The following is a 13,916-nucleotide window of genomic DNA, read 5'->3' on the forward strand; positions in this document are numbered from 1 at the left end:
GGAACTCGACGTCATACCCCTCCCTGCGGCGTACGAAACGTGGCATGATCCTGAAGGGTCAGCAGGCGTCCTGCGACACGGTACCGAAGACCCCGCGCAGCAGGGCCTCCATTTCAGAAACATCATGTTCGATGAAATCCGGAAGCGTGTCGCGCGCCACCTGCCTGAGATGGTCGGAGAATTCGGCGAGAACCGGCGCCAGCGGCGTGGCGCTGCGTGAAATGACGCCGAAATGGAACGGAATCTGCACGTCGAGCGGCCGCACGACGGCACCGTCCACCGGCATCCCATAGGCCGTGACCGGATCGATCACCGCCACCCCCATGCCGGCGCGCGCGGCGGCGACGGCCGAGACGCTGGCATTGGTGTCGATGGCGGAAAACGGCGCGAGGCCGGCCGCGCGAAAGGCCGCATCGATCCGGGGACGCAGCCGGAAGGGGTTGGACGTGGCGATCAGCGGCCGGTCCTGCAGGTCGATCAGACGGATCCGCCGGCGCCGGACAAGGGGATCGGAATCGGACACCACCGCCACGCAGGCGGCCGAACCGATCCAGTGCACGTCCACCCCCGGATGGTCGAGCGGCAGCGACGAGATGCCGAGTTCCGCCGTGCCGGAACTGACGGCCTGGACGACGTTTTCGGCCATCATCGTGTGGAGGAAAATCTTGCGCGGCAGGCGGCCCGGCGGGATGCGCGCCAGGGCGAAGGGCGCGATGGTCGCGGTGAAGGCCGGGATCGACGCGATTTCGAACGGCTGCGGCTCGCCGAAGGCGATGGCGTCCGCGCGCTCCTTGATATGGCGCAGGCCGCTGAGGAAACGCTCGACCTCGGAATGGAACAGCACGCCCTGGCTGGTGGGCGCGATGCGCGGGCCGTTCCGCGACAGCAGCAGGAAACCGATATTGTTTTCCAGGTCCTGAATCGCGCGGCTGATCGTCGGCTGTGACCGGTTGAGGACGCGCGCCGCGGCGGTGATGCTGCCGGCCGACATCACGGCCGCGAACGCATCGAGTTGCTTGATGTCGAGATCATCCAAATTCATGCCGCGCATCATAGCAGGCCCGATGATCGTTGCAAACCAAGGATGCCTTACAAGGATCATAATGGCATTGTCATTCGTAATACGCATGATAAGGTGACCACGGCCGGGACGCCGGAACCGGAACCGGCCAAGTCGCGTCATTTCGATATGAGAAAAAAATGCCACCACCGGACGTCAATTTCTTCGCGGATAGAATTGCCGCGACCCGATCGCCGGCGATGCGGGACATGTTCGCCGCACGGGCGGAGATCATGCGCCTGTGCGACGCCAGCGCCGCCGCGGTCCTGACCCCCATGGAACCCGGCCGGATCGGCCGGGCCGAACGTTTTGCCCTGGCATCGCGGATCTCGCGCTGGAATGGTGATGCCGCCCTGGCGGACCGCTACGGCCGGCAGTTGGACGAGATGTCGGCCTGTCCGGTGCTGCGGGCGCTGGGCCTGGGCGAGATGCCCGAACTGGACGCGCGGCAGGCCGCGATCGTGACCTATGTCGATATCGTCACCAAGGATCCCGTCAAGGCGGGGCGGGCCGAAATTGCGGCGATGCAGTCGGCCGGCCTGACGGATGCGGACGTGGTCCGGCTGGCCGAACTGGTGGCGTTCGTCAATTTCCAGGCCCGCGTCATGGCCGGCCTGACGCTGATCGAGGAGCATGCGGCATGAAGCCGGCAACGGAATTTACGGTCGAGCCCCTGGAATGGGAGCCCTACATCACGCCGGTCAACCTGGACGAGGCGACCGACGCGCAGCGCGACGCGCTGAAAATCACGCCGTCGAACAAGAAAATCTCGAATTATGTCCTGACCCTGGCGCTGGATCCCGAAAGCCTGGCGCACCGAACCCCGCTCTTCAACGCCATCATGTACGGCCCGGCGGGCCTGCCGCGTTCAGAGCGGGAACTGGGCGCGGTCGCGGCCTCGATCGTCAATCATTGCATCTATTGCGCGTCCACCCATGCCGCGCGCTACAACCAACTGACATCCCGGCCCGAAATCATGCAGGAAATCTTCAGCGCCGGCACCCAGGCCGCGCTGGACGAGCATTCCCAGGGTCTTTTCGATTTCGCGGTCCATTTGTCCCGGACGCCCCCCGCCCTGTCGCGCGACGACGTGTCGGTCCTGGAATGTTTGGGCCTCACAGCGCTGCAGATGTTCGACCTGGTGCTGTCGGCGGCGATTTTCGGCTGGGCCAACCGGCTGATGCACCCGCTGGGCCAGGCGATGAAGGCGCAATAGCGCCGGCCCGGCACCGCATTGCCGGGTGGGGCCCTACCAACGCGTCAGAGGCGGCAGGACCAGCCGCGCGGCCAGCGCCGTCACGCCGCCGCCGAGAAGATACCAGACGGCGACATAGAGCGGGTCGTCGAAAGGACAGGCCAGCATGAAGACCAGCGCCCCCCAGGCGGCGGCGGCCATCCCGGCGGCGGCGGCGCTGCCGCGCCGGTCGGTCGGGGCGCCGCGCCGCATCAACAACCCGAACGCCGCGACCGCCGGCAGCGACAGCAGCACGATCTTCGTCGCGCAAATGATGCCATGCACCGGGTCCAGCCGCTGCCCGAGCGACGCCCCCCCTGCCCGCGCCGCATCGACCAGCCAACCGGCCGCCAGGGTGGCCAGCACCAGCATGACGGCCGCCCGCACGCCACGACGCGGCGAACGGATCGGGCTGAGGGACAGGATGGCCGCCCCGCCGCCGACCAGCGCGATCAGCGCCAGGCTGATCGCCTTCCACCAGAAGCTCGGCAGCGCCATGGCCGCCGACAGATCGGGCCGCATCGTGCCCATTCCGGCGAAACCCGCCATTTCGACCGCGCCCAGCAGCAGCAGCAGCGCGGCGTCGCGCAGGGGGGTACGCCGGCGCACCGGGCGCAGATCGGCGCTGAGCCGGTCGATCAGCGGATCAATCGACATCGTCACCTCGCTTGACCAGATCGCTCAGACGTCCCAGCCCCCGATGGATATTGACCTTGACCAGCGACACGGTCTGGCCCGTCCGCCGCGACGTTTCCTCGACGCTGAATCCCTGCAGCTTCACCAGCCGGATCGCATCCGCCTGGGCCGGCTTCAGCGTCGCCAGCAGGCGCTCCAGCGCATGGGCGGCCGTCACCGCGTTCCCGTGATCGGGAATGGCGATGTCCTCGCACAAGGGTATCTCGGTCTTCTGCATGGCGCGCAGCCTGTCGATCCATTTATAGCGGGCGATGGCCGCCAGCCAGGGCGCGAACGGCTTGGCCGGGTCATAGGTATGGCGCTTCTCGTGAACCGCCAGCAGCGTATCCTGGACCGCGTCATCGACCATCGACACCGGCAGCCGCCGGGAGAAATAGCGCTTCAGCCAGACGGCGATTTCGGCCAGCGCGCGGCGATAGGCCTGCGCGTCGCCGCGCTGCGCCGCCGCCATCAGCATGCTCCAATCGGCGTCCGTCACATCATCTCCCGCCATGTCCCCCGCCCCGCGGCGCGCGCCCATCCTATCCCGGCGCACGCTGGCAGAGAACAGGGGGGTCGCAAAACAGCGGCATGAACAGCGGCACAAACAGCGTCTTCAGCACCGCAAGGCACGGGGCGTGGCCGGGATGACGGCGCAGCGACGGTCCTTTGATCTTGTCGTCCATGATCGCCCTCGTTCTCATGCGAACGTCTCTCACGCGGGCGTGAAGGTCAGCGCCGCGCCGTTCATGCAGTAGCGCAGGCCGGTCGGCGCCGGACCGTCGTCGAATACATGGCCCAGATGGCCGCCGCAGGTCGCGCAATGGATTTCGGTCCGCTGCATGCCATGGCTGTCGTCGCGTGCCTCCTGCACCGCATGGACAAGAACCGCCAGAAGCTGGGCCAGCCGGTGCCGCTGTCGAATTTGGTCGCGGCATCGAAATTCGCCGTGCCGCACCCCGCGCAATGGAACCGGCCGGGCCGGTGCTCGTTCAGCAGCGGACTGGAGAAGGGTGGCTCGGTGCCACCCGCGCGCAGGATCGCATATTGCGCGGGCGTCAGCAGGCGGCGCCATTCGACGTCGCTGTGCATGACCGGATAGCGCATATCGGCGCGCGCGAGACGGGGCATGGCCCCGAATGCGAGAAGAACCGTGCTCCGCAGCAGGAAATCGCGTCGGGATGTCATCGTGGCCTCCAGCGCCCATGGCGTCGGTGGCATGTTCGGTACCCATGCCCCGCCGGTTACAGGCGACGCGCGAAATCCCGCCCGCGACATGCCGTCCAAAAATTTTTCCCAAAAATTCCGCCGGACCGTAACCCGCGCCCCTGCCCCCGCGAAGATCCGCCTGTCCGAAGGGAGAAGACCATGAAACCCGACCGCAGGCGCACACACACGCGGATCGTCCGGCTGACGCATTGGGTCGCGACGGCGGCGATGCTGTGCATGATCGGCAGCGGCTGGCAGATCTATAACGCCTCGCCGATCCTGCCCTTCACCTTCCCGCCCTGGGCGACGCTGGGCGGATGGCTGGCCGGCGGGATCGCCTGGCATTTCGCGGCCATGTGGGTGCTGATGGCCGCCGGCCTGGTCTATCTGGCCCATGGTTTCGCATCGGGTCATTTCCGGCGGGATATCCGGCCCCAGGGTGTGCGGCGCACCGCGCAGGATTTCGCCCTGGCCCTGCGGCTGCGGCTGCATCACCGGGCCGGCGCGTACAACGCCGTGCAGCGCCTGTTCTATACCGGGGTGCTGGTGGTGGCGGTTCTGGCCGTTCTGAGCGGGCTTGCGATCTGGAAACCCGTGCAGCTCGGCTGGCTGAGCTGGCTGCTGGGCGGGTACGACATCGCGCGACGCATCCATTTCACGATGATGGCGCTGATCGTCGCCTTTCTGATCGTGCATCTGACGCTGGTGGCGATCGTGCCGTCGACCCTGGTCGGCATGATCACCGGCGGCCGCCGCATACCCGATTCCGACAGGACACAGCCCAGGATACAGCCATGAACCGCCCGATCATCGACCGCGCGGCGATCGCCCCGGACCTGCGGCGCATCGAGCGCCGTCTGATGCTGAAACACGCGCTGTCGCTGGGCGGGCTGGCCATGCTGTCGGGCTGCGTGCTGGACGACAATGCCGGCATCGAGCGCGCGCTGGCCACGGCGCTGCGTTTTACCGACCGGATGCAGGCCCTGCTGTTCAGCCGCGCCCGCCTGGCCCGGACATTTCCGCACAGCGCCCTGACCACGCCCTTTCCGTTCAATGCCTATTATGGCATCGACGCAGTCCGCACCGTCGATGCGGGGCAATGGCGGCTGGAACTGTCCGGGCTGATCGCCGACCGGCGCCCCTGGTCGCTGTCGCAGTTCCGGGCCCTGCCGCAGGAAAGCCAGATCACCCGCCATATCTGCGTCGAGGGCTGGAGCGCGATCGGTGCCTGGTCCGGGGTGCCGCTTGCGACCTTCCTGCGGCACGTGGGCGCGGATCTGCGGGCGAAATACGTGATGTTCCGCTGTTTCGACGATTATTCCACCAGCATCGACATGGCGACCGCGCTGCATCCCCAGACCATCATGGCGCTGGATTACGACGGCCGATCCCTGCCCCCCGCCTATGGCGCGCCGATGAAGATCCGCATTCCCACCAAGCTGGGCTACAAGAATCCGAAATATGTCGCGGCCCTCGAGGTGACGAACAAGTTTCCCGGCGGCTATTGGGAAGACCAGGGTTACGACTGGTTCGGCGGATCGTGAAAGAATCGCGCCCCATCCGTAATCCGCGCCGTCGGGAAAGCGAAGAACGGGACGCAGGAACACGTGCCGCGCGTTTCGATCGCAAGTTCAGGAGACAGGCAATGTTCACACGCTCATTTTCCACCCTGTTCTGCACCGCGCTGCTGGTGGGCGGCTCCGCCATGGCGCAGGAGACCATGCAACCCCCGGCGGGACAGACGCCGCAAGGCCAGATGCAACAGAGCCCGATGACGCACGAGATGCACCCCGGTGCCATGGCGCCGAACGCGATGGCGCCAGACGCGATGGGCCACATGAAGATGAAGAAGCCCCCCATGCAGACGAAACCGGGGCAGCCGAAACCCGGGCAGATGAAACCCACGCAGACGAAACCCGGCGCGATGGAGAAATCCCCGATGAGCCCCAATGCGATGCCGCATGGCGGGATGGCGCCCGACCAGACGACGGGACCGCACTGAACCCGCCCGGCCCCGCCGTCGTCACGCGCGGGCAGCGGGCCGCAGGAACTGGCCGCCTGACGGGGCGGCCAGTATCCTGTTTTCGCACATCGGGCATTTTCCGCGCAGCACGACCATAACCGGCCAGCCGGTCATGCGGCGCCCTTGCCCCGCACCATCGGCCCCCGGCAGGACCGACGGAGCCGCGGCATCGTTCGTCCTGATCGTTTGTCTTTGCAAATGACATACCATGCGCATACCATTCCCCGCGAAAGCCGATGCGTGCGGACGCACGAAGAGAGTGCGTGAGGAATACGAAAAATACCGGGAGACATGACGGACATGATGGCGGAATCGTCGCGGCGCCCGCGCAAGACCGGGCGGAGCAGGGCAAAGACGGCCAGCTCCATCGCCAGGAGCCTGACCGACGCCACGTACGAACACGTGCTGGACCTGATCCTGAGCCGCAGGCTGCCCGGCAACACGATCATCCAGGAACGGCGCATGGCCGAGGAACTGGGCGTCTCGCGGACCCCGATGCGCGAGGCCCTGGGGCGGCTTGAAGGCGAAGGGCTGATCGTGCGGCACGGTCCCCGCACGCTGGCGGTCCGCCTGGTCTCGCTGGAGGAATTCCTGCAAAGCCTCGACCTGCGCCTGCTGATCGAACCCCATGCCGCGAGCGTCTCGGCCCTGCACATCCCCGATGACCGCCTGGCCGAATTGCGCCGCTCCTTGCGGAGCATCGATCCGAGGCAGGGCCACCCGCCGGCCATGCACTGGGTCTTCGACGACAATCTTCACGGGGCGGTCGGGGAATATTGCAAGAATGACCTGACCGCGAACACGCTGCTCGCCATGCGGCGCCTGACCAAGATGTTCGAACGCCAGCATCTGCCGGAGCGCACTGCACCGGGCTGGAAGGAGCATGACGAGATCCTCTCGGCGCTGGAGACACGGGACGGCGCGCGCGCGCGCCGGGCGATGGCCGAACATCTGAAGACCGCGCGCAGGAACGTGCTGGAAATAATCCTGGGCGGCGCACGCCTCTAATGTCCTGCCCGGGACATTCTCATGAGAATTCCCCGGGCAGGACACAAGGGCGGCCAATCGCGACCGCAGCCAGGTCGTCGATCCCCATACGGTCGTTCTATCTTCACCCGTCCGTCGCCCGGCTTTCCGCAGGGCACGTCGGTGATCGGCGGGCGTCGTGGCGTGAACACCATGGGGAGACAACATGATGATAGCGATCAGGGCCATGGCCTGCGCGGTCCTGGGAAGCCTTTGCATGTCCGGCGCGGCGCTGGCGGCCGAACTGGTCATCCGCAATGACGGGCCCGCATCGGCGTCCTGCCATTTTCAGGCCCCCGCGACATCGCCGGTCGCCATGCCGGACCGTGCCGTCGCGGCAGGCGCGACCATCCATGTCCTGCCGCCGCCGGGCAGCCTGATCGACAGCGTGCGCTGCGGCGGCCTGACGGCGCGCGCCATGCGGATCGGCCCGGCCGGGCCGAACGGCTTCCTGCGCCTGAACGGCCGCCAGACGCGCGTGCTCAATGTCGCGCTCTATCCTTTTATTCCCAGCCTGCCGAACGGCAATTTCGACCGGCTGATCCGGCATGTCGTCGCGCGCTACCAGGCGGAGAACCAGGACGTTCTGCTGCATGTCGTGATGAGCGAAAGCGTCGATATCTATGACCCTGAAACCCTGGCCGGCCTGTTGTCCGCCGGCGGTTACGACGTGGTCGAACTCGACACGCTCTATCTCGGTTTTCTGGCGGGCAAGGGACTTCTGGCCCCGATGCGCGTGACCGGGGACGCGCCGCTGCCGGCAGGCCGGGCGGCGGCGACCCATGATCACGTTCTCTATGGCATACCAAGCTGGCTCTGCCTGGATTTCGCCTATGCCGACAACCCTGCCCTGGCTTCGGCGCGAAACCTGTCGGATTTCGTAAAAATCCTGTCTCGGCACGGAAGAAAATCGCGCGGCCTGTCCGCCGATTTCTCGGGCACTACCCGTCTGCCGTCCCTGTATATCGATGCCTACGCACAGCGTTACGGCACCGCCAGGCTGTCGGACGCAATGAGAATGCCCCCGGACGACGCGGTGATCGACGCGCTGGCCACCCTGGTCCGCGCCTGTGACGAGGGCCCCCGCAATGTCTGCGCCGACGGAACGCTGACCCGCGCGCCCGATGGAGAGATCGAACGTGCGTTCGCGACCGGCCGCAGCATGGCCGATATCGGCTTTTCGGAGCAGAGCTTCTATATCGCGCTTTATGCTCCCAAACGCGCTGCGCGACCGACGATGATCCCCGTGCCATGGGGGCCCCACCCCGCGCCGCTGCTCTATAGCGATGCTTTCGTGACCAGCAGGGCCAGTTGCGGCAGCGGACGCTGTGCCGAGGATGGCGCGCGCTTCACGGCCCTGATGACCGGCATCGCGATGAAGAATTATATCGCATTTTCGGGCGACCTGCCGGCAGGGGCGCCGCCACGGCATCTGCTGGTCGCGACCCGGCCGTTCTGGCAACAGCCGCGCGTGCGGCGCGACCCCATCTATCGCCAGGCCGCCGACGCGGTGGCGCAGGGCACGGCCTTTCCCAACGCGCTGACCCAGGCCACGCGCGACCGCATGGCGCGAGAGGTCTGTCTTGCGCTGAAGGCCCGGGTTCCGGTCTATGATTGCGGCGACACGCGCGGCCCGATGTAGGACGCGCCTTGGGTTTCATGACGAAAACCGCCCTCCGCCTCCTCCGAAAGATCACATGAACATCTTCAGCGTCAATAATATCCTGGTCCATATCCCGATCGGCCGCGCCGGGTATGACCTGTCCTGGGTCGAAGCGATCGGCACCGCGTTCTGCCTGCCCTGCATCTGGCTGGCCAGCCGGGAACGGGTCGAGAATTATGCCTTCGGACTGGTCAACGTCACCTGCTTCGCCGTCATCTTCTTCCAGATCCAGCTTTATGCCAGCCTGCTGCTGCAGATCTTCTTCTTCGCCGCGAACCTGTACGGCTGGTATGCGTGGACCCGTCCGCGCGAGAATGCGGCGGCCGCGCCGGCCGTGCTCTGGCTGGCGCCGGCGCGGCTGGCGCTTTGCGCCTGCGCCTGCGCCGTGGCCATCGCGCTGTTGAGCGTCAGCATCGACACGCTCTTCGGCGCGATCACCCGGGCCGCGGTGGCGCTGGGCGCGCCGCGGCCGGCGCGCCTCGCCCCCGATCCGTTCCCGGTCTGGGATTCCACGGTGCTGATCCTGCAGGTCGCGGCGATGATCCTGATGACGCGAAAATACGTCGAAAGCTGGATCCTGTGGAGTACGACCTATGCGCTGGGCGTGCTGCTTTACTATGCGCAGGGTGTCATGGTCATGGCGCTTGAAAACATCGTCCTGACCGCCATTTCGGTTTCCGGCACGCGCGAATGGATTCTGGCGGCGCGCGGGCCGCGCCGCACATGAACGGATCGTGCTAATCTTCTTTTCATGAAAACGGGTGCCGGACGATCCATGATCGCGGGAGAGAACGCATGTCAACCAACAGGGTAATGCGCGCCGTGCGGCTGGAGGCGCCGGGCCGCCCCTTCACGCTGCGCGCGGTCGCCGTGCCGGAACCCGGTCCCGGCATGGTGCGTCTGCGCATCGGCGCCTGCGGTATCTGCCGCACGGAACTGCATCTGCGCGACGGCGGCCTGGATCTGGGATGCCGGGATTTCACGGTCGGCCACGAAATCGCAGGCATCATAGACGCGCTGGGCGACGGCGTGGACCCGCGCCGCCTGGGCGAGAAAGCCGTCGTCTATTACTATCAGGGATGCGGAACCTGCCACCATTGCCGGATGGGCGAGACGCATCTCTGTCCCGCGCCGCTGGCGCAGCCCGGATTTACGAGCGATGGCGGCTATGCGGAGTATATCGCCGTCCCGGCGACGCATGCGGTTCCGCTGCCGGGCGACGCCGACCTGGCCGAGGCGGCACCGCTGGGCTGTGCCGGCTCGACCGCGGTCCATGCCTGCCGCATGGCCGGTATCGTGCCGGGCGAATGGATCGTCGTGAACGGCGCGGGCGGGGTGGGGCTGGCCGTGGTGCAGGTCGCGCGTGCGGCGGGGGCACGGGTCGTCTCTGTGGGCCGGGGCGCGGAACGGCTGGCGCTTGCCCGCGAGATGGGGGCCGAGGCGGTGATCGACGCGGCGCATGAGGATGTCGGCGCCCGCATCCGCGCGGTGACCGGAGAGGGGGCGGACGTGGTGTTCGAACTCGTCGGCACCGAGGCCACGATGCGCATCGCCACGGCCGCATTGCGGCGCAAGGGACGATTGGTGCTGATCGGCTATACGGCCGACAGCTATACCGTCCATCCCGTCGAATTGATCGTGCGGGAACTGAAGATCATGGGATCGGTCGGTGCGACGCTGCAGGATCTGCATGATGCGGTCACGCTGTTTTCGCGCGGCCTGCTGCGCATGCCCGTCGCCCGGCGCCTGGCGCTGGAGGAATTCGCCACCGGCCTGGCACTGACCGAGAAAGGCGGGATCAGCGGCCGCATCGTGCTGATGCCGCAGATCGCGCCCTGACGGGCGATTTTCTTCATCCATCCGTGGAAAGCGTAACGGACTTCCACGCCTCGATTTCCTGCTTCAGACGTTCGATCCTGTCCGACACGAGGGCGAGCGCATCGCTGCCAAGCAGAAGTTGCGGCGGAGGGGTATCGGTTTCGATCAGACCCAGAACGGCTGCCGCGAGCTTACCGGGATCGCCCGGCTGCCTGCCGCTTCTGGCCTGCCGCGCCTCTCTGATCGGATCGAACAGCGCGTCATAGTCCGGGATCGATCGCTTCGTCCTGACCATCGAGCGTCCGGCCCAATCCGTTCGGAAGGAGCCGGGACAAAGCGCCGTCACATGGACCCCGAACGGGGCCATTTCCGCGCGCATGACCTCGGAAATACCCTGAAGGGCGAATTTGCTTCCGCAGTAATAGCCGATGCCGGGCATGGTAATCATGCCGCCCATCGAGGTCACGTTGACGATGAATCCGCGACGCCTTGCGCGAAAACGCGGCAGGAAGGCCTTTGCGACGGCAACCGCACCGAAGACATTGACGTCGAACTGGCGCCGCATCTCCTCAAGTGACGATTCTTCGAGAATTCCCTCGTGACCATAGCCGGCATTGTTGATCAGAACATCGACCGGGCCATGGTCCTCCTCGGCTTGTCGGACGATATCGGCGATCCGGTCGAATTCCGTCACGTCGCAGAGGACGGACCGTACCGCCGGCAGGCGTTCCGCAAGGGCAACCCGTGACCGTTCCGATCGGACGGTGCCGATGACCTTATGCCCCTGGCGGCTCGCAGCCGACGCGATCGCGAAGCCGAAGCCGGAATTCGCGCCGGTGATGAAGAAGGTTTTCGGTGACATGCTGGGCGTTCTCCTGTTGATCGCGCGAAGCTATTGACCGATAATATGCGAACAGGCGGAAATCGATCGTGAAAACTCTGAATGTCTTGCCCAATCCTATGAATTCCGAGCAGGGTCCGGTGAAGCGCCGCGAACTCGTGGAACTGGCGGACCGTCTGGCACCCCGCCAGGGATACAACCCGACGCCGCTGCCCGGCGTCCGCATCCTCCGGACCGAGACGATGCTTCACGACGTTCCCGTGCTCTACAAGCCGGGCGCGGTATTCGTGTTGCAGGGCCGCAAGCGGGGCCTTCTCGAAGGCGAGATCTATCTCTACGACGAGGAGCATTATCTGGCAGTGTCGGTGCCGGTCCCGTTCCGAATGGAATCCGTAGCCAGCCCGGAACGGCCGCTGCTCGCCGTCTATGTCGATTTCGACATGAAAATGGCCGCCGGGATCGTCGCGCAGATGGGCGCTCCGGAAACGTCCGGCAAGGTGAAAAGCCTCCTCTCGAGCAGAATGGATCCCGCTATCGAGGATGCCGTGCTGCGGCTGCTGAATGCCTTGGATAATCCCGTCGAGCTTGCGGTTCTCGGCGCGTGCATCCTGCGCGCGTTGCATTACCGGGTGCTGGTCGGCCCGCAAGGCGGCGCGATGATCGCAGGTTTGCAACAGCGCGGGCCATCGGGGAAAATCCTGGAAAGCATCGCCCGCCTGCGCGAACGCTACGCCTCCGGAATTTCGGTCGCCTCGCTGGCCGGCGAAGCCGGCATGAGCATTCCGTCCTATCACACGCACTTCAAGGCGCTGACAGGCAGCACGCCGATACAATATGTGAAGGCGATGCGGCTGCATGAGGCACGACTGATGATCGCGCGCGGGGACAAGACGATCGCGGACGTCGCGGCGTCGGTCGGCTACGCCAGCCCCGCCCAGTTCAGCCGCGATTTCAAGCGGCACTTCCGGCGCACGGCGTCCGAGGAAGCCGAATGGGTGCGCCGACATCTCGGCACCCTCACCTGATCGCCCCTTTTTCGGGCTTGACGCACTACCTACTAGAAGGTAGGAACGCGATATGGCGAATTCATCCACGACTTCGGACGATATCCTGACCTGCGCACGGTCCCTGATCGTCGCAGGTGGTTATAACGGTTTCAGCTACGCCGATATCGCGGAAGTGGTTGGCATCCGCAAGGCGAGCATTCATCACCATTTCCCCAGCAAGGCCGATCTGGTGCGGACATTGGTCGCGCGTTATCGGGAAGACGCCAAAGCCGCGCTGGCGGATCTCGCCCTCCAGGTCAGCGATCCGCTCGAACAATTGCGGCGCTATGTCGGGTATTGGGAAGCCTGTATCGCGGATGCAACCGCTCCGTTCTGCGTGTGCGCGCTGCTGGCAAGCCAACTCCCCGTCTTGCCCGAGGAGATTGCCTTGGAAGTCCGCGCGCATTTCCGCGCATTGTCGAACTGGCTGGCAACCGTGATGGAGAGCGGTGCGCGCACCGGGGAAATCCGGCTGACGCGTTCGCCGCATGTCGAGGCGGACGCGTTCATGGCCACCGTTCATGGCGCGATGCTTTCGGCACGCGCCTATGGCGATCCGAAAATTTTCGGTGTCGTAATCGGCGCTCATATGGAGCGGATGATCGCACCGCCCGACCGTGATATGAAGAAGAGACCGAGAGAATTTCTGTCCTGAGCGGGACAGAAAACGATCTCCGTAACAATTATACCTTGACTGGAAAAGCTTACCTTTCATACCTACCTACTAGTAGGTATATATCGGTTCTGCAAGATGGAGACTGACATGTTTGGAATCACCCCCGTTGGCTGGATACACACGCTCGGAAGTCTGCCCGCCATTCCATTGGCCGGGTATATGTTCGTCCGTCACGGGCGGATCGTCCCGCGATCGGCGCCTGGGGTTGCCTACCTCGTGGCGATGCTGACAGGCGCGGTGACGGCATTCCTCGTGGCCAAGCAGCCGGTGAGCTACGGCTTCGGCGCCGTGACGATCCTGCTTCTTCTTGCCGGGTACGGCGTCGGCCACATGCCGATTTTCGGTCGTTCAGGCCGATATCTTGAAGCGATCTTTCTCACCATGACGGTATTTCTGCTGATGCTGCCCGCCGCAACCGAAACCTTGCGCCGCGTTCCCGACGGCCACCCCCTGGTGACCGACCCGCACGCGCCGCTTCTTGTCGGCACGCAATCTGGCCTGCTCATCTGCCTCGTTATTGGTTTGACGGTCCAAATCATCTCTTTGCGCAGACAGGCCAGGGATGTCGCCCACGCAAACCATGAAGCCGTTATCGCGGAATGACATCCGTATTTCCACGTCCCCGTCTGGGGGACGAAAAACTTA

Annotated in this window: 18 protein-coding genes and 1 pseudogene; 13 read left to right on the forward strand and 6 right to left on the reverse strand. The window is 65.4% G+C overall.

Annotation, left to right across the window (positions count from 1 at the left end; all coding sequences use genetic code 11):
* Positions 1-58: 58 nt before the first annotated feature.
* Entirely contained in the window at positions 59-1,042 is a 984-nt protein-coding gene (locus AAC691_RS06840; protein WP_342629452.1) for a LysR family transcriptional regulator, read from the reverse strand.
* 158 nt (positions 1,043-1,200) lie between these two features.
* Between AAC691_RS06840 and AAC691_RS06845 the strand changes: the two genes are divergently transcribed.
* Both AAC691_RS06845 and AAC691_RS06850 read left to right on the forward strand, forming a co-directional pair.
* Positions 1,201-1,704 (forward strand): hypothetical protein, encoded by a 504-nt coding sequence (locus AAC691_RS06845; RefSeq protein ID WP_342629453.1) that lies wholly within the window; start codon positions 1,201-1,203, stop codon positions 1,702-1,704.
* On the forward strand, positions 1,701-2,276 hold the full coding sequence (locus AAC691_RS06850; protein WP_176638912.1) for a peroxidase-related enzyme: 576 nt from the start codon (positions 1,701-1,703) through the stop codon (positions 2,274-2,276). The genes AAC691_RS06845 and AAC691_RS06850 overlap by 4 nt, the downstream gene beginning before the upstream one ends.
* Positions 2,277-2,309: 33 nt before the next feature.
* Here AAC691_RS06850 and AAC691_RS06855 read toward each other — a convergent pair whose 3' ends face one another.
* The 4 genes and pseudogenes from AAC691_RS06855 to msrB all read right to left on the reverse strand — a co-directional run bounded on the left by AAC691_RS06855 (position 2,310) and on the right by msrB (position 4,157).
* Entirely contained in the window at positions 2,310-2,951 is a 642-nt protein-coding gene (locus AAC691_RS06855; RefSeq protein WP_342629454.1) for a DUF1109 domain-containing protein, read from the reverse strand.
* The gene (locus AAC691_RS06860) at positions 2,941-3,468 is read right to left on the reverse strand and encodes a sigma-70 family RNA polymerase sigma factor (protein ID WP_342629455.1); all 528 of its coding nucleotides are present in this window, start codon (positions 3,466-3,468) and stop codon (positions 2,941-2,943) included. The genes AAC691_RS06855 and AAC691_RS06860 overlap by 11 nt, the downstream gene beginning before the upstream one ends.
* Positions 3,469-3,511: 43 nt before the next feature.
* A complete protein-coding gene (locus AAC691_RS06865) occupies positions 3,512-3,655 on the reverse strand; it encodes a hypothetical protein (RefSeq protein ID WP_342629456.1) in 144 nt (47 codons plus the stop codon).
* Positions 3,656-3,684: 29 nt separating this feature from the next.
* Positions 3,685-4,157 (reverse strand): annotated as a pseudogene (gene msrB, locus AAC691_RS06870) (peptide-methionine (R)-S-oxide reductase MsrB).
* Positions 4,158-4,337: 180 nt separating this feature from the next.
* Between msrB and AAC691_RS06875 the strand changes: the two are divergent.
* From AAC691_RS06875 to AAC691_RS06905, 7 genes are all read left to right on the forward strand, one after another.
* Positions 4,338-4,976 (forward strand): cytochrome b/b6 domain-containing protein, encoded by a 639-nt coding sequence (locus AAC691_RS06875; protein WP_342629457.1) that lies wholly within the window; start codon positions 4,338-4,340, stop codon positions 4,974-4,976.
* On the forward strand, positions 4,973-5,722 hold the full coding sequence (locus AAC691_RS06880) for a molybdopterin-dependent oxidoreductase (RefSeq protein ID WP_342629458.1): 750 nt from the start codon (positions 4,973-4,975) through the stop codon (positions 5,720-5,722). Before AAC691_RS06875 ends, AAC691_RS06880 begins: the two co-directional genes overlap by 4 nt.
* Positions 5,723-5,823: 101 nt before the next feature.
* A complete protein-coding gene (locus tag AAC691_RS06885) occupies positions 5,824-6,180 on the forward strand; it encodes a hypothetical protein (protein WP_342629459.1) in 357 nt (118 codons plus the stop codon).
* A gap of 312 nt (positions 6,181-6,492) precedes the next feature.
* Positions 6,493-7,209, forward strand: coding sequence for a GntR family transcriptional regulator (locus tag AAC691_RS06890; RefSeq protein ID WP_342629460.1), 717 nt, complete (start codon positions 6,493-6,495; stop codon positions 7,207-7,209).
* Between the two features lie 184 nt (positions 7,210-7,393).
* Complete coding sequence (locus AAC691_RS06895; protein ID WP_342629461.1) at positions 7,394-8,869, forward strand: hypothetical protein; 1,476 nt, start codon at positions 7,394-7,396, stop codon at positions 8,867-8,869.
* Between the two features lie 55 nt (positions 8,870-8,924).
* Positions 8,925-9,617 (forward strand): nicotinamide riboside transporter PnuC, encoded by a 693-nt coding sequence (gene pnuC, locus AAC691_RS06900; protein WP_342629462.1) that lies wholly within the window; start codon positions 8,925-8,927, stop codon positions 9,615-9,617.
* A gap of 68 nt (positions 9,618-9,685) precedes the next feature.
* Positions 9,686-10,729, forward strand: coding sequence for a zinc-binding dehydrogenase (locus tag AAC691_RS06905; RefSeq protein WP_342629463.1), 1,044 nt, complete (start codon positions 9,686-9,688; stop codon positions 10,727-10,729).
* Between the two features lie 13 nt (positions 10,730-10,742).
* Here the strand turns inward: AAC691_RS06905 and AAC691_RS06910 are convergent, their stop codons facing one another.
* On the reverse strand, positions 10,743-11,516 hold the full coding sequence (locus tag AAC691_RS06910; protein WP_342630162.1) for an oxidoreductase: 774 nt from the start codon (positions 11,514-11,516) through the stop codon (positions 10,743-10,745).
* Here AAC691_RS06910 and AAC691_RS06915 point away from each other — a divergent pair.
* From AAC691_RS06915 to AAC691_RS06930, 4 genes are all read left to right on the forward strand, one after another.
* Positions 11,479-11,607 carry a hypothetical protein gene (locus tag AAC691_RS06915; protein WP_342630313.1) on the forward strand — a complete coding sequence of 43 codons (129 nt, stop codon included), beginning with the start codon at positions 11,479-11,481 and terminating at the stop codon, positions 11,605-11,607. The genes AAC691_RS06910 and AAC691_RS06915 overlap by 38 nt on opposite strands.
* Before the next feature lie 61 nt (positions 11,608-11,668).
* On the forward strand, positions 11,669-12,574 hold the full coding sequence (locus AAC691_RS06920; RefSeq protein WP_342629464.1) for an AraC family transcriptional regulator: 906 nt from the start codon (positions 11,669-11,671) through the stop codon (positions 12,572-12,574).
* Between the two features lie 106 nt (positions 12,575-12,680).
* Positions 12,681-13,250, forward strand: a complete 570-nt coding sequence (locus AAC691_RS06925) for a TetR/AcrR family transcriptional regulator (RefSeq protein ID WP_408906100.1) — start codon at positions 12,681-12,683, stop codon at positions 13,248-13,250.
* Positions 13,251-13,358: 108 nt separating this feature from the next.
* Positions 13,359-13,874, forward strand: coding sequence for a hypothetical protein (locus tag AAC691_RS06930; RefSeq protein WP_342629466.1), 516 nt, complete (start codon positions 13,359-13,361; stop codon positions 13,872-13,874).
* The last annotated feature ends 42 nt before the right edge of the window (positions 13,875-13,916 follow it).

Origin of the sequence: Nguyenibacter vanlangensis (assembly GCF_038719015.1) — a bacterium.
Lineage (GTDB): Bacteria > Pseudomonadota > Alphaproteobacteria > Acetobacterales > Acetobacteraceae > Gluconacetobacter > Gluconacetobacter vanlangensis.

Coding starts and splice junctions, on each gene's coding strand:
- AAC691_RS06840 (WP_342629452.1), bottom strand. CDS start 1,042: ATGAATTTGGATGATCTCGACATCAAGCAACTCGATGCGTTCGCGGCC.
- AAC691_RS06845 (WP_342629453.1), top strand. CDS start 1,201: ATGCCACCACCGGACGTCAATTTCTTCGCGGATAGAATTGCCGCGACC.
- AAC691_RS06850 (WP_176638912.1), top strand. CDS start 1,701: ATGAAGCCGGCAACGGAATTTACGGTCGAGCCCCTGGAATGGGAGCCC.
- AAC691_RS06855 (WP_342629454.1), bottom strand. CDS start 2,951: ATGTCGATTGATCCGCTGATCGACCGGCTCAGCGCCGATCTGCGCCCG.
- AAC691_RS06865 (WP_342629456.1), bottom strand. CDS start 3,655: ATGGACGACAAGATCAAAGGACCGTCGCTGCGCCGTCATCCCGGCCAC.
- AAC691_RS06875 (WP_342629457.1), top strand. CDS start 4,338: ATGAAACCCGACCGCAGGCGCACACACACGCGGATCGTCCGGCTGACG.
- AAC691_RS06880 (WP_342629458.1), top strand. CDS start 4,973: ATGAACCGCCCGATCATCGACCGCGCGGCGATCGCCCCGGACCTGCGG.
- AAC691_RS06885 (WP_342629459.1), top strand. CDS start 5,824: ATGTTCACACGCTCATTTTCCACCCTGTTCTGCACCGCGCTGCTGGTG.
- AAC691_RS06890 (WP_342629460.1), top strand. CDS start 6,493: ATGACGGACATGATGGCGGAATCGTCGCGGCGCCCGCGCAAGACCGGG.
- AAC691_RS06895 (WP_342629461.1), top strand. CDS start 7,394: ATGATGATAGCGATCAGGGCCATGGCCTGCGCGGTCCTGGGAAGCCTT.
- pnuC (WP_342629462.1), top strand. CDS start 8,925: ATGAACATCTTCAGCGTCAATAATATCCTGGTCCATATCCCGATCGGC.
- AAC691_RS06905 (WP_342629463.1), top strand. CDS start 9,686: ATGTCAACCAACAGGGTAATGCGCGCCGTGCGGCTGGAGGCGCCGGGC.
- AAC691_RS06915 (WP_342630313.1), top strand. CDS start 11,479: ATGACCTTATGCCCCTGGCGGCTCGCAGCCGACGCGATCGCGAAGCCG.
- AAC691_RS06920 (WP_342629464.1), top strand. CDS start 11,669: ATGAATTCCGAGCAGGGTCCGGTGAAGCGCCGCGAACTCGTGGAACTG.
- AAC691_RS06930 (WP_342629466.1), top strand. CDS start 13,359: ATGTTTGGAATCACCCCCGTTGGCTGGATACACACGCTCGGAAGTCTG.